We start from the raw sequence: 22109 nt of genomic DNA on the forward strand, positions 1-22109 counted from the left end.
CCGGGGTGCCCCTGACGCGCGGCCCTCAGGCCTCCGGCTGGGGGAGAGCCCAGGCCGGCTGCCGCCAGCCGATGCGGCCGCGTAGCCGTGCGGTGTCGACCTGCGGCAGGTGGGCCTCGACGAGCTCGAGCACCTCCGCGACCAGGCGCTCGAGCTCCCGCGCCCCGGCGGCCGGGTCCGCGCCGACCAAGCCCTCCAGCCGCTCGGCCAGGCCGCCGGGCTTGTGGCGCAGCCGCTCGATGAACTTGCGCATGCGCTTGAACTGGAAGGTCGAGTAGTACACCCGGTTGACCCCGGCCAGCACCCCCAGCAGGTTCTGGGCGGCCTCGAGCAGGGTCTGCTGCTGCCACAGCCAGGCGTCGCGGGGGGCGAAGTACTCCTGCATCCCCCACAGCGGGAAGAACTGCAGGTGCTTGCGCACCATGGCCTCGGCCAGGGCCGCGGGGTAGTCGGCCAGCCGGGCCTTCCACCCCTCGATGAGCGCCTCGCCGTGCAGGGCCACCCCCTCTTCCAGGCCCGAGAGCGCCTTCTGCAGGGTGGGCTCGAGGTCGAGCCGCTCGAGCACGTCGTCCAGGGTCTTCTCCCAGCGCCCCACCGTAGTGTGCACGATCTGTACCTGCACCCCCCCGGCGTTGTAGGCCTCGACGACCGCGCCCTCCGCGCGGCTGTCGTTCACCCACAGCCGCTCGCCGCCCCCGTTCCGCCGCCGGGCCTCGGCCAGGGCCTCCTCGGTGGGCAGGGCGGCGTAGTAGAGGATGAGGTCGAGGTCGGAGCGGAAGTCGGCCTCCCCGGCGGCCGCCGAGCCTGCCAGCAGCATGGCGCGGCAGTCGGGGTGCGGGGTGTAGACGCGGGCGCTCTGCTGGGCGAGCGCCCTCAGGTAGCGGCTGGCCTCGGTCATGGTTCCAGTGTGGCAGGGCTCAACTCCAAAAAAATCTGGGATTGTCGAGTTGGCCCTGGGGCGATTAAGGTTGGGCTAAGCCCGTGAGTGACATGAGCGCTTTACACATCTCACTACCGCTGCTATAGTCGGAGGCAGATGCGACCCTCCGCCCGAGCTATCCTGTAACGGCGCTCATGCTTCGCTGCATGAGGCCGTCGGGATTTGCCCAGCGGGGGGTTTTGCTATGCCCGCGCCGAGCGCAGACCGAAGGTGATAGCAGTGAAGCGTAAGCCCCTACAGCCCAGGCTCGAGGCGGCGAGTCCTCGGAGGAAACCATGGTCCTGCTGACCCCCGGCCCCACCCCCATCCACCCCCTGGTCCAGGCGGCGCTCGCCAAGCCGATGCGCGGCCACCTCGACCCCGAGACCCTCGCCACCAACCGGCGCATCCGCGGCTACCTCGAGGCCCTCTTCGGCGCCGGGGAGGGGGCCCTGCTCGCGGCCATGCCGGGCTCGGGCAGCCTGGGGATGGAGGCGGGCCTGACCAACCTGGCCTCGCAGGGCGACGCCGTGCTGCTGCTGGTCAACGGCACCTTCGGCGAGCGCATGGTGGAGATCGCCCACGCCTACGGGATGCGCTACACCGTGCTGCGGGCCGAGCCCGGACAGCCCGTCGACCCCGAGGCCGTGCGCCGGGCCCTCGCCGAGCGCCGCTACCAACTCGTCACGCTGGTGCACGGCGAGACCAGCACCGGGGTGATCAACCCCGCCGCCGAGATCGCGGCCCTGGTGCGCGAGCACGGGGCTTACTTCATGCTCGACGCGGTGACCACCGCGGGCATGATGCCCCTCTCCATGACCGCCATGGGCGTGGACTACGCCTTCACCGGCAGCCAGAAGTGCCTCTCGGCCCCGCCCGGGCTGGCCCCCTTCGCCCTCTCCCGGCGCGGCCGGGAGCGGCTGGGCAAGGCCCACGTGCCGGGCTGGTACTCCGACCTGGCGCGCGTGGCGGTCTACTGGGAGCAGGAGGGCTACTTCTGCACCTCCCCGGTGCTGCTGCACTTCGCCCTCGAGGAGGCCCTGCGCCTCGCGCTGGAGGAGGGCCTGGAGAAGCGCTACCAGCGGGCCAAGCGCCTGTACGGCCAGGTGCTGGGGCTGCTCGAGGAGCTCGGCTTCCGCGCCTACGCCGCCCCCGAGGCCCGCCTGCACACCGTCCTCACCGTGCGCCCCCCTGAAGGCTTCAGCGAGGCCGACCTCCGCAAGGGCCTCTACCAGCGCGGCGTCTCGGTGGCCGGGGGCATCGGCCCCACCGCCGGCCAGGTGCTGCGCCTGGGCCTCATGGGCGAGAGCGCCCGCGAGGAGCACTACCGCGTCTTCTTCCGCGCCCTGGGCGAGGTCATGGGCAAGAACGGCCTGGAGGAGGCCTTCCTCGAGCGCGCCCAGCCAGCAGCGGTGTAAAGCGGTCAGCCGTCAGCTTGTAGCTCGTGGCCCGTGGCGTGTGGTGAAAGGAAGCCCTCCCCGCCGGCGGGGAGGGGTTATCCCCCCAACCCCCCTTGTTAAGGGGGGCAAAGAAAGGGCATTTAGCTATCGGCCATCGACCATCGACACATCGACCTAAATCCCCGGCTGCGTCAGGTAAATGTGCTCCAGCTCGGCCTCGAGCTGTCCCAGCGCCTTGTCGAGCGGGCCGCCCTCGTAGGGCAGCGCGGCGTAGGCCTGGATCTGGACGTTCTGCTTGAGGCGCTTGAACACCGGGGCCACGGCCTGGGGGCCGCCTTCTTGCAGGATCAGGAGGTAGCGGCCCTCGCCCAGGCGGAACACCAGGTCGGGGCCGCGCAGGGTCTGCAGGATGGGCTCGGGGGCCTGGTCGGGGGCGGTCTGCAGCATGAGCATCATCATGGGGCGGGCGGCGGCCATGGGCTCGAGGCTCGGCGCCAGGGCCATCAGGGCGGCCCGGTTCATGGCCCCGCCGCGCTCGCGGTAGGATTCCTGCTGCAGGCTGGGCAGGGGCGGGGTCTCCCGCTGCTGGAGGAAGTACAGGCCGCAGAGCACCGCGACGCCCGCCCCCAGCGCGGCTACCGCGGCGCTGCCCTGGTAGAAGACGGGCATGGAGGTGAGGCTTAGCGCGGCGTGGGTCGCCACCGTGTAGCCCAGCAGGCCCAGGCCAAGCACCCAGCACAGCCGCACCGCCGCCACCGCCGGGGCGCGGTTGTAGAGGCTGGCGGCGCCGGTGAGGATGAGGGCGGCCATCAGGTAGGCCAGGCCTGGGTAGAGGTCCTCGCGCTGGGAATAAAACCACAGAGGGGCTATACCCAGCAGCAGGAAGATCCAGGGCACGGCGTACAACCAGGGCATCCTCTCCAGCATAGGACATTCCGCCTCATATCCGAACATCTTTCTCACCTTCTGCCTTGTTTTGCTCTCCCACACGGCAAAAACGGCCGCCACCCCAGAGGGGACGGGGTTACCCTTTGGCCGGGGCCGATGCGGGAGAATAGGTTTGGACACGATGAGCCCACTCGCCGAACGCCTACGCCCCCGCCGCCTCGAGGAGGTCGTCGGGCAGGAACACCTCACCGGGCCCGGCAAGCCCCTGCGGCGGATGCTCGAGACCGGCCGCCTGCACTCCTTCTTGCTGTGGGGCCCGCCCGGAAGCGGCAAGACCACCCTCGCCCGCCTGCTGGCGCAGGGGGTGGGCAAGGAGATGATCGCGCTCTCGGCGGTCAACGCCGGGGTCAAGGAGATCAAGGAGGCGGTGGCGCGGGCGAGGGAGGTGGGCGGGCTCGTGCTTTTCCTCGACGAGATCCACCGCTTCAACAAGTCGCAGCAGGACGCGCTGCTGCCGCACGTGGAGTCGGGGCTCTTGACCCTGATCGGGGCCACCACCGAGAACCCCAGCTTCGAGGTCAACCCGGCGCTGCGCTCGAGGGCGCGGGTCTACGTGCTCAAGCCGCTCGACGAGGACGCGGTGCGGCGGGTGCTCGAGCGGGCCCTGAACCACCCGGAGGGCCTGGAGGGGGTGGAGGCCGAGCCCGAGGCGCTCGAGCTCATCGCCCAGGCCTCGCTGGGCGACGCCCGCCGGGCCTTGTCGGCGCTGGAGATGGCCGCGCAACTCGGCCACGGGCGGGTGGACGTGGGGGCCGTCAAGGAGGCGCTGGGCAGCCAGACCCTGGTCTTCGACAAGGGCGGCGAGGCCTTCTACGACCTGATCTCGGCGCTGCACAAGAGCGTGCGGGGCAACCACCCCGACGCGGCGCTGTACTACTTCGCGCGGATGCTCGAGGGCGGCGCCGACCCGCTGTACCTCGCCCGCCGCCTGGTGCGCATGGCCGCCGAGGACGTGGGCCTGGCCGACCCCCTGGCCCTGCGCCTGGCCGTCGCCGCCCGCGACACCTACGAGTTCCTGGGCAGCCCCGAGGGGGAGCTGGCCCTGGCCCAACTGGTGGTCTACCTGGCCCTGGCCCCCAAGTCCAACTCGGTCTACGTCGCCTGGAAGAAGGCGCAGGACCTGGCCCGCCAGCACCCCGACGCCCCGGTGCCCCTCAACCTGCGCAACGCCCCCACCGGCCTGATGAAGCAGCTCGGCTACGGCGAGGCCTACGCCTACTACCACGACGACCCCGAGGGCAGCTTCGCCCAGCCCTACTGGCCCGAGGGGATGCGCCCCGCCGAGCTCTACGAGGCCAGCGGCGAGGGCTGGGAGGAGCGGGTGCGCGAGCGGCTCAAGGGCCTGCGCGAGCGCTTCCGCAAGGCCGAAGGGTCACAGCCGCATCGCCGCTGAGAGGCTGAACAGCCCGCCGCCCCCCTGGAAGCTGCCCAGGTAGCTCAGCTCGAGCACGTACGTCGAGAACGCGTAGCCGCCGGTGAGCTGGTAGACCCAGCCGCTGACGGCCTGCCCGTCGACCGAGAAGCCGACCCACTGCACGCGGGGCGAGAGGTAGAAGGCCTCGAGGCCCGCCAGCAGCCCCACGTCCACGACCACCGGGATGCCCACGGTTTCGGGCACGAAGAGCACGTAGGGCAGGGTCAGGCCCGCGTCGAGGCTGAGGCCGGGCTCGAGCCGCTGCTTGACCCCGGCCCGCACCCCCAACTGCGCCGAGACGTTGAACTCGGTCTCGCCGTCGCCCCGCGCGAAGGCCAGGTACGGCAGGACGCCGCCCCCGCCCCCCGTACTCACCACCCCGCTCAGGCCCACGCTGACGCTGCTGCCGTCGACCGGCTCCGGGGTGCGGAGCACCGAGACCGGCAGGCAGCCGCTCAGGACGGCCGAGGCCGCCACCGCCAGGGCAAGTTTTCTCATGACCCCAGTCTAGCCGACTTCAGCGCTGCAGCAGCGGCCAGGACATGTCCTTCTCCGAGATCACCTCGATGGGCAGCGGCCACTCGATGCCGATGGCCGGGTCGTCGGGGCGCAGGCCGCGCTCGGTGCCGGGGGTGTAGAACTCGGAGACCAGGTAGAACACCTCGGCCCCGTCGGTGAGGGCCTGGTAGGCGTGGGCGAAGAGGGGAGGCACGTAGAGCGCCTTGCGGTTGTCGGCGCTGAGCTCGAGGCCGAACCACTTCAAGTAGGTGGGCGACTCCTGCCGCATGTCCACGATCACGTCGAAGACGGCCCCGCGGATGCAGCGCAGGAACTTGGCCTCCAGCGCCGGGGGCACCTGGTAGTGCAGCCCGCGCACCGTGCCCTTCTTGTGGTTGTAGGACATGTTGCCCTGCACGAAGCGGTCGGGGAGGCCGTGCTGGGCGAATTCCTGCTCGCAATAGGCGCGCGCGAAGAAGCCCCGGAAGTCCTCGCGCGGCTCGAGCTCGACCACGAAGGCGCCCTTCAGGGGGGTCTCGGTGAATTTCATGGGCTCGAGTATATCCACGCGGGCCGCGAAAAAGCGCGTCGGACGGCCGGAAAGCCGCGTGAACTGGGCGTTACGGCGTTTCGGGAGGGGGGCAGAGCGATCGAGCGTGACTTTTTTGGATTCCTATTGACAAGCCGAAAGTGAGAAGGTTATTAATAGACCCGTTCCAAGGGAGTGATTCTTTGGTTCGCCCGTTACTGACGGCCTAAAGCCCTATTTCCACCCAAAACTGGGACTCCAGAGGAGGCGCTTGCATGAAGCGTTGGCATACCCTACTGGCCTTATTTGCCCTAGCCGCCCCCGGTCTGCTGGCGGCGTGTACCCAAGCCCCCAAGGCCCGGCCAGCCTCGTGGGGCGCGCAGGCGGACGCGGCCGTGTCCAAGCCCAGCCGCAGGGGAGGGGGCCTGTCGGCCCAGTCTGCCCCCGGCACCGTCGCGTGGAGCCATAGCGAGGGCTACGCCGCTGAGCTGCTGGGGGTAGGGATGGGCACCACCCCGGCCTCCTCGCCCACCAACACCAACCCCGCCACCCTGGCCATCCCCGACCCCGCTAGCGCCAAGCGGGTGCTGGCCCAGGTGGTGGTCAAGGGCGGCAGCCGCCTCGGCACCGACGAGCCGGAGGTGACCTACCCCCAGTACCGCCAGCCCTACAAGGTCACCCTCACCCTCACCTGCGGTACCCAGAGCACCCCGGTCGAGCTGGCCGAGCCCAGCCACACCACCGAGTTCGGCTGGCACTATGAGCACGACTTCGCCAACCTGAGCTGTACCCAGCCGCTCAGCCTCAGCGCGCAGGTGGATGGCGCGGTCAACGACGACCCCGACCGGCCTTTCTACAGCCCGCGCAGCTTGCAGGCGGTGGTCTTCCGTCCCGCCAGCCCCTCCGCCCCCGCCAGCAGCGGCGCGGCCCCCCACGCCGATTTGTGGTGGGGTCAGGACCGGGTGACCTACTCCCTCGACCTGCCCCTCCCCTCAGCCTCGTCCGGCCGGGCGGTGGACGTGAGCTTCATCCTGGCCGACGCCGCGCCCGAGCCCGACGAGCGGGTGATGGTGGTGCGGGCCGAGGCCGGGGGGGTGGCGCTCGAGCAGACCTACCGCAACCACAACGTCGGCGACGAGCTGCGCATCGACACCCTCACCCTGCAGGGCGTGCCCGGCAGCGCCAGCTCGGTGCGGGTGACCTTCTCCTCCCCAGTCGGCGACCCCGACCGCATTGCCTTCACCGGCGGGGACTCCTTCTTCGTCAGCGGCGTGGTAGCCACCGCCAGGCCGGCTGGCTCCCCGCCTGCGAATACGGCTCCGATGATCTCGAGTTTCACCGCCAATCCTAACCCTGTGGGGGTCGGCCAGCCGGTGGCCTTCTCCTGGGTTACCTCGGACGCGGACGGTGACGCCCTGACCTGTACCATGGATCTGGGCAACGGCACCCGGCAGGCGGTTCAGGGGGATTGCAGAAGCGCGAACACCATCACCCATACCCCGGATACGGCCGGGGCGTTCACGGTGACCCTGACGGCCAGTGACGGCAGGGGAGGCACCGCTACCCGGAGCCTGACCCTCGAGGTGACCCCGCCGCAGTCCCAGCCTTACCTCGTGCCCTTCCCGGGTTCGGCGGTGCAGCAAGCCTGGCAGAAGGTGCTGGCCCTGCCGACGGTCTCGGCGCTCGGCTTGCGCTTCAACCTTGCCGAGGCGCTGGCCTCCACCTCCGGCCAGGGTGACTACTCCCTCTTCGTCCCCGAGCCCCTCCGCGCCGACTCGATCTATGAGTTTGTCCTGGTCAATGCCGCTGTGGAGAGCGGGCGGGTGATGGGCGCGCTGCGCTACGCCTTCGACCTGCACAACGACCTGGCGGACGTGACCAACCTGCTGGAGAACCGCACCACCCGTATCACCGGCGTGAGAAGTGCCACTACCGAGCAATTGGCCGCTGCCCTTGAGCCGGTCCTCGCTGCCCCTGCCTTCAGGTCGTCGCTAGGGTTGCTCACCCACAGAGCGGGGCCGGCGGTCGTGGCATCCACGAGTGGCTGTAACAGTTGCGCCCAACAGCTCAGCGACTACAGAATTGCACTGCAACTCTACGCCCAGACTGCCGCCAACACTCTCACCGACCTCAGCAGCATTTTCTGGGGTTACTTCGTCAGTGTCGGGGGGGTGCTGGGGACAAACATTGCTGCGGGGTGGTTCAGCTCGATCAATGTGGCGGGGGATTTGGCCGTCAATGCCCTCAATTTCGCCTTCATTGTCCGTGGCGGCCAGGCCCTGCGCGCCTACAACCGGGTATTCGCCTGCGCTCGCAGCAACGACCCGAACTACGAGACCGGCACGGCCGTCATCGCGGTGCTGTCCCCGCCCCTGCCGGGCAACCGCCTGGTCTTCGTGCAGAGTGTTCCCGAGCGCATTAGCCTAGGCAGCGGGCAGATCCGGACCGACGACCTCGAGGGCAGCGCCCGGCCCATCCTCGAGGCCGCCGTGCCCAACGCCGAGTTCGTGTTCGAGGAGTACAGCGGCCGGACAGTGCTCCCGGGCGGCAGCCAGGTGGACGCCTCGACCCTGAGCATCTCTACCGCCTACGCCACCTCGGTCACGGCACCCCTGTGTATGCCCTGACCTCCCTGGCCAGGGATCATTTCTGTTAGAATGGACCCGATCTGATGAAAGGCCCGATCGCCGACTTCTGGTTGTGGTACAACCTCAGCTTCGCGTTCATCTGGGTGCCGGTGGCCGGCATCTTCCTGGTCGACGCCCTGCGCGGGCTCTACCACCGCTACCGGGACACCAGCGCGGCGCTGGCGTGCCGGGTCGCCCGGGCCTACCACGCGGCCTTCTGGCTCACGCTCTTCTTCGGCGTGGCCTTCCCGGCCCTGATGTTCTGGCTGGTCGAGGGGGACGGCTTCGCGGCCGGGCTGTACCTCCTGTTCTTCGGCTGGCGCTTCTACCTGTACTTCTTCGCGTGGCGGTGAGGCTGGAGGTGACCCTACCGCATGAGCGGCTCGAGCCCGCGCCCCGCCCTCCTCTACCGCTGGTGACCCCGCGCCGTCCCTGGCGAGCATGAGCGCCCCGGCCTGCGACGGGGATGAAGGGTGCGGCTCCCCCGGCGGTGGGCCTCGTATGCGGGTCAGTCCGCCGCGCTCGCCAGCAGCGGCCTGGCCTTGCGGGCGAGGGCCTGGTAGAGCTCGAGGAAGCGCTCCTTGGCCCGCTGGCCCAGGAAGCCGGAGGGGGTGAGCTCGGGGGGCAGGCCGGGGTCGAGGAAGAGCAGCTTGCGGGCCTCGTGGACCAGGCGGGTGAGCTCGACGAAGGCCTCCTCGGGGGTCTGGGTTTTGGGCTCGGGCTGGGCCAGGAAGGCGCGGTAGCGCACCTGGGCGGCCTTAAGGTCGAAGGACTTCTCGATGAGCTCGACGGGGTCGGTGCTGGAGAAGCGCTGGCCCTGGAAGAGCTCGACGTAGTTTTGCAGGCCGTAGAAGCCCACCAGGTCGCGGGCGGCCTCGAGGCTGCCGTTGGGGCTGACCCACACCCCGGGGGCGGGGGTGCCGTAGCCCAGCAGCACCAGCTCGTTGCGGAAGCGGTCGCGCACGGTGCGCTTGGCCTCAGGCACGGCGTAGACCAGGATGCGCCACTGGCCGTCCCAGGGAGCGCCGTAGCTGTACAGCCGTGCCCTCACCTGCTCGACCTGCCAGGCCACGCGGGGCGAGAGGCGGTAGTAGGCCTTGCGGCCGCTGCGCTCGGGGATGATCCAGCCGCGCTTGACGCTGCGCGAGACCGCGGCCCGCACCGCCGGCTCGGAGAACTCCAACAGCTCCATCCAGCGGATGAGATCCCCCACCCAGGCCCGGTTTTCCGGGTAGAGGTGTTCCATGTAGAGGGTGAAGAGGTAGGACCGGGCCCGCATGGCGTCAGTCTAGCCCTACGCCCCACGGATTTCCAGCACCCCGGCCCAAAAGCGTGGGTTTGTGCCCTGGCTCAAGACGATTCTAACCCGTCGGCACCTGCTCTGGCTCCAGGGAAAGCCGTGGGCGAAGGTGAAGAAGGCTTTAACACCGGCCATGGTGGTTCGTCCGTCACGTGGGTAACGCGGGGCGACCGGTAAAGTAGGGCGATGCGCCTGTCGCGCCCCCGCTCCAGCCCTGCGCAGTGGCTCTCCAAGGGAGTCAGCCTGCCGCTTTGGGCCTTCGTGCTGGGGTGGGGCCTCCTGATCGGGATGGTGCTCTACCTCGGACTCAGCCTGGGCCGCTCCGGGCAGCAGGACGCCCGCCTCGAGCAGCTCATGCAGCAGGCCCGCAAGCTGCAGCTCGAGCTGCGCGCCGAGCGGAGCCGCAACGAGGCCTACGCCCTGGAGGTCGTGCAGATGCGCCAGAGCCTGCAGGCGCTGGAAGGGGAGATCAACCGCCTGCGCAGCAAGAACGGGCTGCCCAAGGTGCGCCTCCTCCCCGACCCCGCCAGCGCCCCGCCGCGCCCGCAGGACCCCAAGGAGCCCAGGGGCGGCGCCGGGGAGCCGGTGGAGCTCGGCGACCTGCTCATCGAGCTGCGGGTACAGGCCGAGGCCTTCAGTTACGAGCTCGAGAACCTCGAACAGTCCATCGCCAACGCCCTCCCCGACGAGATCCTCCTCACCGAGCCCCGCGGCACGCCGCTGCGGGTGGCGAGCCGGGTGACCTCGCTCTTCGGCTACCGCGGCAACCCCTTCGGCGGGGGGAACCTCGAGTTCCACAACGGCCTCGACCTCGCCGCCCCGGCCGGCACCCCCGTCTACGCCACCGCCCAGGGCGTGGTGGAGGAGGCGGGCTGGAACCCCATCTTCGGCCTGATGGTGCTGCTCGACCACAACAACGGCTACCGCACCCTCTACGGCCACCTCTCGAGCCTCGCCGTGAGCCAGGGCCAGCGCGTGCGCATGGGCCAGATGCTCGGCCAGGTGGGCTCCACCGGGCGTTCCACCGGCCCCCACCTGCACTACTCGGTGTTCCGCTACGGCCTGGCCGTAGACCCCCAGGCCTACGTCTTCGCGCGGGCCTCGCGCTAAAGGGAGAACCCGGCCCCTGAGGCCGGGTTCCGGGTTTGGCCGGGCTTACTGCTTCACCAACTGGCCGCGGATCTCGCCGCTGGTGTGGGTGACGCTGTGCACGTTGATGTAGAGGTTGCCGGCCTCGAGCGCGGCCTTCTGCTCGGCGTCGAGCTTGACCTCGCCGCTGAAGGTGCCGCTGAGCAGGTCGGAGGCGGCCTGGACGCTCAGGGCACTCACCACTTCGCCGTTGACGCCGGGAGCGCCGATGTGCAGGTGTACCCCGCCCCCGACCGCGGTGGCGAGCTGGGAGCTGAGGTCCTTGAAGCTGCCGTTGATCACCAGCGTGCCGTCCGCCCGGAGGGTCGCGGTAGCCGTGCCCGTGGCGCTGGTGACGACCGGCGGGTTCTCGTTCTGCCCTTTGAGCTCGCTCTTGTAGGTGGCCGTGGTGGTCTGGGTGCAAGCGCCCAGGGCCAGGGTAAGAGCCAGCAATCCGACGATTCCGAATGTCTTTCGCATCGTTCACCTCCGATCTCACCGTACGTGAGCCAGGTAAAGCTTAGATTTGAAATGGGAGGGTTCTTCGAGAAACTTCAAAAGCGCTTAACTTAACCCCTCGCGGTAACGCCGCCGGAGCCTGTTCCAATCCGCCGGGAAGGGGCACTACGTATGGTAAAGTGTGCCCGCATGAGCCTCGAGCACTTCTCCGACGAAGCTCTGCTGGCCCTGGTGGCCCGCGGGGACGAGGAGGCGCTGCGGTGGCTCTACCGGCGGTACGCGGGGTCGGTGCTGGCCCTGGCCAAGCGCATGGGCCTGGACGCGGCGGCACGGGAGGACTGTGTGCAGGAGGTGTTTCAGCGCATCTGGCGGGGGGCGGCCAGCTTCGACCCCCGCAAAACCCAGGCCCGCAGTTGGCTGCTAGCGGTGGCCCACCACATGGCGGTGGACCTGGTGCGCCGGGACGCGGCCCGCCCCAAAGCCCTCGAGCCCGCCCGCGACGAGGAGGAGCTCGAGGCCTTCGACCTGCCGGGCCCCGGCCTCGACGAGGGGGGCGCCCTGGACCGCGTCCGCATCCAGCGGGCTTTGGCCGCCCTCTCGCCCGACGAGCGCCGCGTCATCGAGGTGCTCTACTACCAGGGCTACGCCCACGGCGAGGCCGCCGAGCGCCTGGGGATCCCGCTGGGGACGCTCAAGACCCGTGCGCGCCGCGCGCTGGAGAAGCTGAGGGAGGTGCTGGGTGAAGCCTGAGGAAGCCCGCGAGCTCCTGCCGCTGTACGCCCTGGACGCGCTCTCCCCCGAGGAGCGGGCCCGGGTGGAGGCAGCCCTGGGGGCCTCCCCCCAGCTCCAGGCCGAGCTACGGGAGTTGCAGGCCGCCGCCGCCGACCTGGCCCTGGCCCTGCCCCCCGAGCCGCTGCCGGAGGGGCTCGAGGAGCGGGTGCTGGCCTCCCTGCCACCCCCCGACGCCTTCCCCGCGCCCATCCCCCTCCCGCCCGTCCGCCGCCGGGTCAGGCCCCTGCGCTGGCTGGCCCCCGCCGTCGCCGCCGCGGCCTTGCTGGTAGTGGCCTGGGTGGGCAGCCTGGGCTGGGGCTGGGTGCAGGCCCTGGGCGACCCCCAGTCCCGCCTCGTCACCCTGGTCGACGCCCAGGGCAACACCGTGGGCCGCGCCCTCGTGCGCCCCGACCGCCAGACCCTGATGGTGCTCAACCTCCCGCGCCCTGCCCCAGGCAAGGTCTACCAGGCCTGGGGCGTAGGCGGCACCGTAGCCCAGCCGATCCCCCTCGAGACCTTCCGCGGCCGCGTGGTCACACTGAAACTGCCCTCACCCGCCGTTGCCCTCGCCATCTCCGAGGAGCCGGGCGGGGGAAGCCAGACGCCTACGGACATCCGGGCGTTGCCGAAGCTTTGAGGGGCGGGCAGCGGTCAGCTATCAGCCGTCAGCTTGTAGCTAGTGGCTCGTGGTGAAAAAGGAACCCCTCCCTGCCGGCAGGGAGGGAATATCCCCCCTAGCCCCCCTTGTTAAGGGGGGTAAAGAAGGGGCGTTTTGCTTTTAGCTATGGGCTATGGGCTATCGGCTATAGGCTATCGACCACCAGCTACCCGCCATCACCATCCCGCACGCCCAAGAACAACACCATGTGCTCCTCGTCCACGTAGGTGCTGCCCACCTTGAGCGCCTGGTGCTCGAGCCCCCACACCTGGAAGCCCAAGCTGCGGTAGAGCCTGCGGGCCGCTTCCTGGGGCGTGGCCACGGCGAGGTGGACCTGCTCGAGGCCGCCGTACTGGGCGACTCGGCCCAGTAGCTGCACCAGCAGGGCCTTCGCCAGGCCCTTGCCGCGGGCTTCGGGGGCGACGTACATGCCCCAGACGGTGCCCTTGTGCTGCATCTTGGGCCCGTCGCTGCGCACGAAGCCCACGATGCCCACCAACTGCCCGCCCTCGAAGGCCCCAAGTGTGAAGTTGCCCTCGGGCCACTCCTGGAGCCGGCGGGCGACCTGTTCCAGCGGCGTGTCGCGGTACTCCTCGGCCGAGCGGCCGAAGGCCAGGGGCTCTTCCTCCAGCGCCCGCAGGCGCAAAGCATGGAAGGCCTCGGCGTCGGCCTCGGTGAGCACGCGGATTTCGGCGGTTCCTACCAGCATGGCTGACCTCTTCAAGCCTGGGGTGCGGGTTGGGCCTCGAGGCGGAACCAGCGGCCCGTGCGGTAGCGCAGCACGAACATGCTGATGCGCACCAGCTCCTCACCCAGCAGCCTTCCCAGGAATATACCCCACAGCCCCAGCCCCAGGCCAAACCCCAGCCAGTAGGCCAGCGGCAGCCCCACCACGAACACCGTCACGAAGTCGGAGAGCAGCAGGTAGCGGGTGTCGCCCCCGCTGCTGAGCACGCCGAAGAAGATCATGTTGGAGACCTTGACCGGCTGGAACAGCGCGTTGAGCAGCACCGCCCACACCGCCCACTGCTGCACCTGGGGGCTGGTGTTGGGGTAGAGCAAGGGCAGCAGCAGGCTGCTCAGGGCCATCAGCAGCCCGAAGGCCGCCGCGCTCAGCAGGCCGATGCGCCAGATGGCCCCCGCCACGCGCCAGGTGCCCCCGTCGTCGCGCCGCCCGATGGCCTGGGCCACCAGGATGGTCGCGGCCACGTTGAACCCCAGCGAGGCCGTGATGAACACGCCCTCGAGGGTGTTGGCGATCTGGAACACCGCCAGCTCGGCGGTGCCCAGCCGCTCGAAGAGCAGCGCGAAGAGGAAGGAGCCCCCGCTGAAGACGATCTCGGTGATGAACAGCGGCAGCACCAGCGGCACCATGCGGCCCAGGATCTGCCGGGCTTGGCCCAGGTCGGGCCAGTTCCAGGCGATGCCCCAGCGGCTGAAGAACAAAAACCCCACCAGCGTCAGCGCCCGCAAGCCCTGCGCGGTCAGGGCGGCGATGGCGGCCCCCACCGCCCCCAGCCCCAGCGGCAGCACCAGCAGCCAGGAGAGCAGCGGGGTGAGGGCCAGCGCGATCATCGTCACCGTCATGGGCAGCCGCGCCTCCCCGACGGTGCGGAAGACCGAACTCGCCACCGTGCTGGCGGTGATGAGCGGCAGGGTGAAGGCGATGAGGGCCAGGAACGGCGCCCCGATCTCGGCGATCTCGGGGTTGGCGCCCACGCCGCGCAGGAACGGCCCGGCGAAGAGCGCCAGCGGCAGGGCCAGCAGCAGCGAGAGCAGGGTGGCGAAGACCAGGGAGAAGCTCGAGATGCGCGCCACCATTACGCCGTCCCCCGCGCCGCGGGCCCTCGAGGCCAGTATCGCGCACCCCGAGCCCAGCGTGCTCAAGCAGAGGATGCCGATGAACATCACGTTGTTGGACAGCCCCACCGCCGCGATGGTGGCCGTGCCCAGGATGCCCACGATGACCTGGTTGATGAAGCCCAGCACCAGTTGGAAGGAGGACTCGAGGCTCACCGGAATGGCGATCTTGAAAATCTCGCGGCGCGTTTCAGGGCTCATAACCTTGCCACACTACCACCGCGGGCCGGGGGCAAAGTGATCGAGGTGGCGATAAGGGACCAACCTCGCGACGAGGGCAGGAGGAAGGGCGGGCACGGGACCCGCCCCTGTGCTTGGTGTTCAGCCATCAGCCATCAGCGGTCAGCCGTCAGCTAGTGGCCTGTGCTTACCCCACCCCGTCCCTCCCCGCGCGCGGGGAGGGGGTATCCCCCCTAGCCCCCCTTGCTAAGGGGGGTAAACAAACGGCGTTTTGCGTATTGCGTACGATGTACGACCCGCGCTTAGCGTTCGGCCATCGGCTATCAGCTATCAGCTATCAGCTATTGGCTATCGACCATCGCCAACTCAATGCTTCACCATCACGTGCCGCACCACGGTGTAGTCCTCGAGCGCGTACATGCTCATGTCCTTGCCGTAGCCCGACTGCTTGAGCCCGCCGTGGGGCATCTCGTTGACCAGCATGAAGTGGGTGTTGATCCAGGTGCAGCCGTACTGCAGGCGGCTGGCGATGCGCATGGCCTTGCCCACGTCGCGGGTCCAGACCGAAGAAGCCAGGCCGTAGTCGGAGTCGTTGGCCCAGGCGATGGCCTGCTCGGTGTCGGTGAAGCGGGTGACGCTCACTACCGGCCCGAACACCTCGCGCCGCACGATCTCGTCGTCCTGCTGGGCCCCGGCGATCACGGTGGGCTCGTAGAAGAAGCCCTTGCCCGGCCCCGGCCTGCCCCCTGCCGTGACCTCGATGTGCTTCTGCATCTTGGCCCGCTCCACGAAGCTAGCCACGCGCGAGCGCTGCCGCTCGGTGATGAGGGGGCCCATCTCCACCCCGTCCTCGTTCTGGCTGCCCACCTTGATGCGGCTCACCGCGTCGGAGAGCTCGGCCACGAACCTGTCGTAGATGCCGGCCCCGGCGTAGACCCGGCAGGCGGCGGTGCAGTCCTGGCCCGCGTTGTAGTAGCCGAAGACCTTGATGCCCTCCACGGCGGCCTCGAGGTCGGCGTCGTCCATCACGATCACGGGGGCCTTGCCGCCGAGTTCCAGGTGGGTGCGCTTGAGGCTGGAGGTCGCGGCCTCGAGCACCCGCTTGCCCGTCGCCACGTCACCGGTGAGCGAGATCATGCGCACCTGGGGCTGGTGGATCAGGGCCGAGCCCACCGTCTCGCCCACGCCGGTGATCACGTTGACCACGCCGGGCGGGAAGAGCTCGGCCAGCAGTTCGGCCAGCTTGAGCGTGGTGAGGGGGGTCTGCTCGGAGGGCTTGATCACGCTGGTGTTGCCCGCCGCCAGCACCGGGCCCAGCTTCCAGGCCGCCATCATCAGCGGGTAGTTCCACGGCGCGATGGAGGCCACCACCCCGATGGGGTCGCGCCGGATCATGCTGGTATGCCCCGCCAGGTACTCCCCGGCCACCGCCCCCGTCATGGCCCGCGCCGCCCCCGCGAAGAAGCGGAAGCAGTCGGAGATGGCGGGAATTTCGTCGTTGAGCACGGCCAGGTAGGGCTTGCCGCAGTTGAGCGACTCGAGCCGCGCGAACTCCTCGGCCCCCTCCTCGATCCTGTCGGCCAGCTTCAGCAACAACAGCGAGCGGTCCTTGGGCGTCGTCTGCGACCAGGCGTCGAAGGCGGCCTCGGCGGCGGCCACGGCGGCCTTGACCTGCTCGAGCGAGGCCTCAGGCACCTTGGTGAGGGCCTCCCCGGTCGCGGGGTTGAGGATCTCGTAGGGGGCCCCCTCCCCCAGAACGAACTCGCCGTTGATGAGTTGCTTGATCTGCATGGGTAAAACTCCTTTCAGCTATGAGCGGGTACGGGGTTGAGGACGACGGGTGTAGGGGCGTCCTCCGGCGTTTGGCGTCGGGCGTCACTCAGCTCGTCTTCCCGCCCCCGTGCAGGTCGTCGGTGTCGCGGGTGAGCCACTGCGCGAGCACGATGGGCAGGAAGGTTATGAGCATCACGAACACCGCGACCACGTTGGTCACAGGGCGCTCCCTGGGCCGGAAGAGCTCGTTGAGGAACCAGATGGGCAGGGTCTTCTGGTCGGCGGCGGTGAAGGTGGTGACGATGACCTCGTCGAAGGAGAGGGCGAAGGAGAGCATGCCCCCGGCCAGCAGCGCGGTGGCGATGCTGGGCAGCACCACGAAGCGCCAGGTGCGAAACCAGTCGGCCCCGAGGTCCATGCTGGCCTCGACCTGCGAGTAGCCGGTGCGGCGGAAGCGCGCCACCACGTTGTTGTAGACGGTCACGATGCAGAAGGTGGCGTGCCCGATGACGATGGTCCAGAAGCCGGGCTCGAGGGCCAGCCGCTTGAAGGTGGTGAGCAGCGCGATGCCGGTGAGGATGCCCGGCAGGGCGATGGGCAGGATCAGCAGCAGGGTGATGGCGTCCTTGCCCCGGAACTGGAAGCGGTACATGGCCGCCGCCACCATCGTCCCCAGGACCAGGGCGATGAACGTCGCCATCCCCGCCACCTGCAGCGACAACAGCAGCGCCCGCCACATGTCCTGCCGCTCGAGGGCCTCCCCGAACCACTTCAGCGTCAGCCCCGGCGGCGGGAAGCGGTACGTGCGGTCCTCGGTGGTGAGCGCGTAGAGCACGATGATGACGATGGGGAAGTGCAAAAACAGCATTCCCGCCCAGAACGCCAGGCGCAGGCCGAGGGAGGGCTTATTCGGCATGGCTGCCTCCAGGCACGCTACAGCGCATTGAACGCCCCCATCCGGCGCACGACCAGCAGGTAGACGGCGATGATCACCACCGGCACCACCGAGAAGGCGGCGGCCAGCGGCAGGTTGCCCGCCGTGCCCTGCTGCACGTACACCATCTGCCCGATGAAGAAGCCGGGCTGGCCCACCACCTGCGGGATGATGTAGTCGCCCAGCGTCAGCGAGAAGGTGAAGATCGAGCCGGCGGCCACCCCCGGCACGGTCAGCGGCCAGATCACCTTCCAGAAGGTCTGGCGCGGCCTGGCCCCGAGGTCGGCGGAGGCCTGCACCAGCGACTTGGGGACGCGCTCCAGCGCCGCGATGATCGGCAGGATCATGTAGGGCAGCCAGATGTAGGTGAACACCAGGAACATCCCCAGGTAGCTGTTGGAGAGGCTGGTGCCCCCCACCACCGGCACGCTGAGGAGGCCCTCCAGCAGCCACCCCAGCCCCAGCGCGTCGAAGAACCAGCTCACCACGCCCTCGCTCGCCAGGATCAGTCGCCAGGCGTACACCTTGATCAGGTAGCTCGACCACAGCGGCAGCAGCACCATCAAGTACCAGAAGGTCTTGCTGCCGCCCCGCGTGTAGAAGGCGATGTAGTAGGCGATGGGGAAGGCGATCACGGCGCAGGCCAGCGTCACGGCCAGGGCCATGAGCGTGGTGCGCACGACGATGTCGATGTTGGCCGGCGAGGAGAAGAGCTGCCCGAAGGCCGACAGCGAGAAGCGGTACTCGACCTGCCCGGTGAAGTCGTTGAGCGAGTAGAAGCTGTAGAGCAGCAGGTTGAACAGCGAGCCCAGGTAGATGATGCCCAGCCACAACAGCGGCGGGATCAGCAACAAGAGCAGCAGGAAGCGCGGGCGGAGGTAGAACAGGTCGGAGACTCGCCGCCGCAGGGTCTTGGCCGGGAGGGACACGCTCACCGCGCCACCTCCAGCTCCCGCAGCGCCGAGGGCTCCCAGCCCAGCGTCACCGGGCCGCCGATGGGAAGCTCCTGCTCGTCGGAGGAGGCGATGGCGGTGAGGCGCTGGTTGCCCACCCGCACCTCGTAGCGGGTCTGCGAGCCGAGGTAGTGCACGTCGAGCAGCTCACCCGCCAGGCAGTTGGGGCCGCCGTGGTGCCCGGCCTGCACGCGGATGCGCTCGGGGCGCAGGGCGTACTTACCCTCGAGCCCGATGGCGGAGCCCTCGAGCACGTTGGCGCTCCCCACGAAGCGGGCCACGAACTCGGTGCGGGGGTATTCGTAGAGCCGCTTGGGCGTGTCGAGCTGCTCGATGCGCCCCTGGTTGAACACCGCCACCCGGTCGCTCATCGAAAGGGCCTCGCTCTGGTCGTGGGTGACGTAGATGAAGGTGATGCCCAGGCTGCGCTGGAGGGCCTTGAGCTCGATCTGCATCTCCTCGCGCAGCTTGAGGTCGAGGGCGCCTAAGGGCTCGTCGAGCAGCAGCAGCTTGGGCTGGTTGATGAGCGCGCGCGCCAGCGCGACCCGCTGCCGCTGCCCGCCCGAGAGCTGGCCCGGCCGCCGGTCACCGAAGCCCGCGAGCTTGACTTGCTCGAGCATCTCCTCGGCCCGGCGGTAGCGCTCGGCCCTGCCCACCCCGCGCACCATCAGCGCGTAGGCCACGTTGTCGCGCACGTTCATGTGCGGGAACAGCGCGTAGTCCTGGAAGACGGTGTTCACGTCGCGGGCGTAGGGCGGCAGGCGGCCGGCGTCCTGCCCGAAGAGCCGGATGGCCCCGGCGCTGGGCTGCTCGAAACCCCCGATCAGGCGCAGGCAGGTGGTCTTGCCCGAGCCCGAAGGCCCCAGCATGGAGAAGAACTCCCCGGGGCGGACCTCGAGGTCCACCCCGTCCACGGCCCGCACGGGCCCAAAGTGGCAGGAAAGGTTGATCAGCTCGACGGCGTTGGACATAGAGGCGTCGATGGTCGGTGGTCGATCGCCGATAGCTAAATACGGACGACCGACCACCGACGTGTGGGCTATCTGCCTCCCTGGATGGCGATGTAGTCGCTCACCCAGCGGCTATAGGGCACGCACTTGTTGTTCTGGGTCTTGCACTGGGTGGTGGGGGTGCGCCAGAACCAGATGTTGTCGAAGTCGAAGTAGCCCTGCTTCTGGCAGCCGTCGGCGGCCAGCAGCGAGCCGCTCACCGTGCAGCCTTTGGGCACCACGGGGTTGGAGCCGAACCAGCCGGCGATGTCGGCCTGCACCTTGGGCGTGAGCTGCCAGTCGAGCCACTTGTAGGCGCAGTTGGGGTTCTTGGCCTTGGCCGCGAGCATGGTGGTGTCGGCCCAGCCGGTGGCCCCTTCCTTGGGCACCACCCAGTCGATGGGTTGGTCGTTGGCCTTGAGGGTGTTGACCTGGAAGATCCAGGTGGTCGAGGCCACCACGCCCTCGTTGGTGAAGTCCTGCACCTGGGCGTTGGCGTCGTTCCAGTAGCGCTGCAGGATGGCCCGCTGCTGGCGCAGCAGCTTGAGCACTTCCTGGTACTGCCGCTCGTTGAGCTCGTAGGGGTCCTTGATGCCGAGCTCGGGGCGGGTCTTCATCAGGAAGAGCGCGGCGTCGGCGACGTAGATGGGGCCGTAGTAGGCCTGGATGCGGCCCTTGTTGCTCTTGCCGTCGGGGAGGGTCATCTCCTTGAAGACGATGGCCCAGGTGGTGGGGGGCTTGGGGAAGACCTTGGTGTTGTAGGCCAGCACGTTGACGCCGAACTGGTAGGGCACGCCGTAAGGCACGCCGTTGACGGTGTACCACGGCGCCCCGATGAGGCGCTTGTCGAGGTTGACGGTGTTGGGGATGAGCTTGTAGTTGATGGGCACCACCACGTTGCCCGAGATCAGGCGCTGGGTGGCGTCGCCGGAGGCGGTCACGAGGTCGTAGCCGCCCTGGTTCATCAGGCGCACCGCCTCGTCGGAGGAGCTGAAGACCTTGACGTTGACCTTGCAGCCCGTCGCCTGCTCGAACGGGGTCACCCAGTCAGCGCTCTTGTCGGTGGAGCCGTTTTCCACGTAGCCCGGCCAGGCCAGGATGTTGAGCTGGCCCTCGAGCTTGCCGATGGACTGCTGCGCCCGGCTGGCCGGGATCTGGGCCATCACCAGCCCGCCCGCCACCGCCAGCGAAACCGCGCCTAATGCCCACAACCACGCTTTTCTTCTCATGCCTTCCTCCTATGCCATGAGCCACAACACCGATGCCTCGAGCAAGCCCGGGCCCGGTCGAACAACGTTGTCGTGCTGCGGGGTAGCATACGCACCACCCCGGGACGGGAACAAGAAAGCTGAGGATATGGCAGTTATCGGGGGAAACGATGGATGAGGAGCGGACAGCCGTCAGCGGTAAGCGTGTTGCTCGTAGTTATACCGGATTCAAAAAGATAATCATCCAACCCAGAACCCTGGAGGCTATCTTTTTGAATCCTAGAGCACACCCCTCCCTGACGGCCGGCGAAGAAAGCGTATCCCTTCGGTCGGGTCAGTTCGTCACCGTTCGGTGACGAACTGACCGAATCTGGTATTACCCCTCCCGCCGCCGTCGAGGGTCCAGGGTCGAGGGCCAAGGCGTCTTGCGTCTCGCGTTTTGCGTTTAGCTATCGGCTATCGGCTATGAGCTATCGGCCTACGACGCAGGACGTACGACGCCGTACGCAGGAACACGACCCCCGCCCCCCTCACGCCAACTCCTCCGTGTACTGGTGCAGCCTCGAGTGCTCCCCCACGATCACCAAAAACTGCCGGGCGGTCTCGGAGAGCTCGCTGCCCTTGCGCCAGGCCACGCCGATCTCGAGGCGGGGCAACTCGCCGGTGAGGGGGCGTGACTCCAGGCGGTCGCCCTCGAGCGACCAGGGGCGGTACATCAGGTGGGGCAGCACGGCCACGCCGATGCCCACGGCCACCAGGCTGCGCATGGCCTCGATGGACTCGGTGCGCACGGTGATCTTGGGGTATCCGGCCAGCCGGTGCACCTGCTGGGTCACCTCGTCGAGCTCGTCGTTCTTGAGCACCAGCAGCCGCTCGCTCTGGAGCTCCTCGAGCGCGACGGCCTCCCGCTTGAGCAGGGGGTGGTTGGAGGGCAGCCACACCCGCCAGGGCGCGCGCAGCAGGGTGCGGGTCTCCAAGGCCTGCTTGTCCACGCTCGAGACGTTCATGATCGCCACGTCGAGCTCGCCGTTGATGAGCAGGTGCTCGATGTAGCCGCGCCGGTCCTCGACGAGCAGCACCTCCACGCCCGGGAAGACCCGCTCGAAGCGGTCGAGGAGGTAGGGGAGGTAGTAGGCCGTGACCAGGCTGCTCACCCCCAGGTTGAGCCGCCCGGTCATGGTGTCGGGGCGTTCGCGGATGGCCTGCTCGGCGTTGCGCAGGGCGGCCAGCACCTCGTGGGCGTGCCGCAAAAACTGATGCCCCGCGTGGGTGAGCACCATCCCCCGCGCGTGCCGGTTGAAGAGCTGGGTCCCCAGGCTTTCCTCGAGCTTCTTGATCGCTTCAGTCACTACCGACTGCGCCACGTCCAGCGAAGCCAGGGCACGCGAGATGGACCCTGCCTCGGCCACGGCGATGAAGTAGACCAGTTGCTTGAGCGAGATCTGCATGGCGGGAATCGGTTTTGCCGATACCCAGTATACGGCGGTGGTCGATGGTCGATGGTCGATAGCTGATAGCCGATAGCTAAATGCCAAACGCCCCTTGTTTACCCCCCTTAGCA

Annotated in this window: 21 protein-coding genes; 7 read left to right on the forward strand and 14 right to left on the reverse strand. The window is 68.8% G+C overall.

The window, feature by feature from the left end; translation table 11 throughout:
* Nucleotides 1-25: 25 nt before the first annotated feature.
* On the reverse strand, nt 26-898 hold the full coding sequence (locus MEICH_RS0106640; protein ID WP_027891963.1) for a hypothetical protein: 873 nt from the start codon (nt 896-898) through the stop codon (nt 26-28).
* A gap of 317 nt (nt 899-1215) precedes the next feature.
* Here MEICH_RS0106640 and MEICH_RS0106645 point away from each other — a divergent pair, with 317 nt between their 5' ends.
* Nucleotides 1216-2337 (forward strand): pyridoxal-phosphate-dependent aminotransferase family protein, encoded by a 1122-nt coding sequence (locus MEICH_RS0106645; RefSeq protein WP_027891964.1) that lies wholly within the window; start codon nt 1216-1218, stop codon nt 2335-2337.
* Nucleotides 2338-2493: 156 nt separating this feature from the next.
* On the opposite strand, the gene MEICH_RS0106650 is transcribed toward MEICH_RS0106645, so the two are convergent.
* Nucleotides 2494-3234 (reverse strand): hypothetical protein, encoded by a 741-nt coding sequence (locus MEICH_RS0106650; RefSeq protein WP_245587628.1) that lies wholly within the window; start codon nt 3232-3234, stop codon nt 2494-2496.
* A gap of 154 nt (nt 3235-3388) precedes the next feature.
* Here MEICH_RS0106650 and MEICH_RS0106655 point away from each other — a divergent pair, with 154 nt between their 5' ends.
* Nucleotides 3389-4660 carry a replication-associated recombination protein A gene (locus tag MEICH_RS0106655; RefSeq protein ID WP_036218408.1) on the forward strand — a complete coding sequence of 424 codons (1272 nt, stop codon included), beginning with the start codon at nt 3389-3391 and terminating at the stop codon, nt 4658-4660.
* Here MEICH_RS0106655 and MEICH_RS0106660 read toward each other — a convergent pair.
* Nucleotides 4640-5179 (reverse strand): hypothetical protein, encoded by a 540-nt coding sequence (locus tag MEICH_RS0106660; RefSeq protein ID WP_027891967.1) that lies wholly within the window; start codon nt 5177-5179, stop codon nt 4640-4642. The two genes, MEICH_RS0106655 and MEICH_RS0106660, sit on opposite strands and share 21 nt — an antisense overlap.
* A 19-nt stretch (nt 5180-5198) precedes the next feature.
* Nucleotides 5199-5729 (reverse strand): dTDP-4-dehydrorhamnose 3,5-epimerase, encoded by a 531-nt coding sequence (gene rfbC, locus MEICH_RS0106665; RefSeq protein WP_027891968.1) that lies wholly within the window; start codon nt 5727-5729, stop codon nt 5199-5201.
* Between the two features lie 254 nt (nt 5730-5983).
* On the opposite strand from rfbC, the gene MEICH_RS0106670 reads away from it, so the two are divergent.
* A complete protein-coding gene (locus MEICH_RS0106670) occupies nt 5984-8335 on the forward strand; it encodes a PKD domain-containing protein (RefSeq protein ID WP_157202641.1) in 2352 nt (783 codons plus the stop codon).
* Between the two features lie 44 nt (nt 8336-8379).
* On the forward strand, nt 8380-8688 hold the full coding sequence (locus MEICH_RS0106675; protein ID WP_027891970.1) for a hypothetical protein: 309 nt from the start codon (nt 8380-8382) through the stop codon (nt 8686-8688).
* Nucleotides 8689-8843: 155 nt separating this feature from the next.
* Here the strand turns inward: MEICH_RS0106675 and MEICH_RS0106680 are convergent, their stop codons facing one another.
* A complete protein-coding gene (locus tag MEICH_RS0106680; RefSeq protein WP_027891971.1) occupies nt 8844-9614 on the reverse strand; it encodes a PaaX family transcriptional regulator in 771 nt (256 codons plus the stop codon).
* A gap of 207 nt (nt 9615-9821) precedes the next feature.
* On the opposite strand from MEICH_RS0106680, the gene MEICH_RS0106685 reads away from it, so the two are divergent.
* Nucleotides 9822-10745, forward strand: coding sequence for a M23 family metallopeptidase (locus MEICH_RS0106685; protein WP_027891972.1), 924 nt, complete (start codon nt 9822-9824; stop codon nt 10743-10745).
* Between the two features lie 45 nt (nt 10746-10790).
* On the opposite strand, the gene MEICH_RS0106690 is transcribed toward MEICH_RS0106685, so the two are convergent.
* Complete coding sequence (locus MEICH_RS0106690) at nt 10791-11243, reverse strand: CHRD domain-containing protein (protein ID WP_084542209.1); 453 nt, start codon at nt 11241-11243, stop codon at nt 10791-10793.
* A 168-nt stretch (nt 11244-11411) separates the two neighbouring features.
* Here MEICH_RS0106690 and MEICH_RS0106695 point away from each other — a divergent pair, with 168 nt between their 5' ends.
* Together MEICH_RS0106695 and MEICH_RS0106700 are read left to right on the forward strand one after the other, a co-directional pair.
* Nucleotides 11412-11972 (forward strand): sigma-70 family RNA polymerase sigma factor, encoded by a 561-nt coding sequence (locus MEICH_RS0106695; protein WP_027891974.1) that lies wholly within the window; start codon nt 11412-11414, stop codon nt 11970-11972.
* A complete protein-coding gene (locus tag MEICH_RS0106700; RefSeq protein ID WP_027891975.1) occupies nt 11962-12630 on the forward strand; it encodes an anti-sigma factor in 669 nt (222 codons plus the stop codon). The genes MEICH_RS0106695 and MEICH_RS0106700 overlap by 11 nt, the downstream gene beginning before the upstream one ends.
* 187 nt (nt 12631-12817) lie before the next feature.
* On the opposite strand, the gene MEICH_RS0106705 is transcribed toward MEICH_RS0106700, so the two are convergent.
* From MEICH_RS0106705 to MEICH_RS0106740, 8 genes are all read right to left on the reverse strand, one after another.
* The gene (locus MEICH_RS0106705; RefSeq protein ID WP_036218411.1) at nt 12818-13360 is read right to left on the reverse strand and encodes a GNAT family N-acetyltransferase; all 543 of its coding nucleotides are present in this window, start codon (nt 13358-13360) and stop codon (nt 12818-12820) included.
* An 11-nt stretch (nt 13361-13371) separates the two neighbouring features.
* Nucleotides 13372-14712 carry an MATE family efflux transporter gene (locus MEICH_RS0106710; RefSeq protein ID WP_027891977.1) on the reverse strand — a complete coding sequence of 447 codons (1341 nt, stop codon included), beginning with the start codon at nt 14710-14712 and terminating at the stop codon, nt 13372-13374.
* Between the two features lie 345 nt (nt 14713-15057).
* A complete protein-coding gene (locus MEICH_RS0106715) occupies nt 15058-16482 on the reverse strand; it encodes a gamma-aminobutyraldehyde dehydrogenase (RefSeq protein WP_027891978.1) in 1425 nt (474 codons plus the stop codon).
* A gap of 88 nt (nt 16483-16570) precedes the next feature.
* Nucleotides 16571-17380 (reverse strand): ABC transporter permease, encoded by an 810-nt coding sequence (locus tag MEICH_RS0106720; RefSeq protein ID WP_027891979.1) that lies wholly within the window; start codon nt 17378-17380, stop codon nt 16571-16573.
* Between the two features lie 17 nt (nt 17381-17397).
* Nucleotides 17398-18333 carry an ABC transporter permease gene (locus tag MEICH_RS0106725; RefSeq protein WP_027891980.1) on the reverse strand — a complete coding sequence of 312 codons (936 nt, stop codon included), beginning with the start codon at nt 18331-18333 and terminating at the stop codon, nt 17398-17400.
* A complete protein-coding gene (locus MEICH_RS0106730) occupies nt 18330-19322 on the reverse strand; it encodes an ABC transporter ATP-binding protein (RefSeq protein WP_027891981.1) in 993 nt (330 codons plus the stop codon). Before MEICH_RS0106730 ends, MEICH_RS0106725 begins: the two co-directional genes overlap by 4 nt.
* Before the next feature lie 68 nt (nt 19323-19390).
* The gene (locus MEICH_RS0106735; RefSeq protein ID WP_036218420.1) at nt 19391-20569 is read right to left on the reverse strand and encodes an ABC transporter substrate-binding protein; all 1179 of its coding nucleotides are present in this window, start codon (nt 20567-20569) and stop codon (nt 19391-19393) included.
* Between the two features lie 509 nt (nt 20570-21078).
* Nucleotides 21079-21996 (reverse strand): LysR family transcriptional regulator, encoded by a 918-nt coding sequence (locus MEICH_RS0106740; protein ID WP_027891983.1) that lies wholly within the window; start codon nt 21994-21996, stop codon nt 21079-21081.
* Nucleotides 21997-22109 lie beyond the last annotated feature (113 nt).

This window comes from Calidithermus chliarophilus DSM 9957 (genome assembly GCF_000430045.1).
Taxonomy (GTDB): Bacteria; Deinococcota; Deinococci; order Deinococcales; family Thermaceae; genus Calidithermus; species Calidithermus chliarophilus.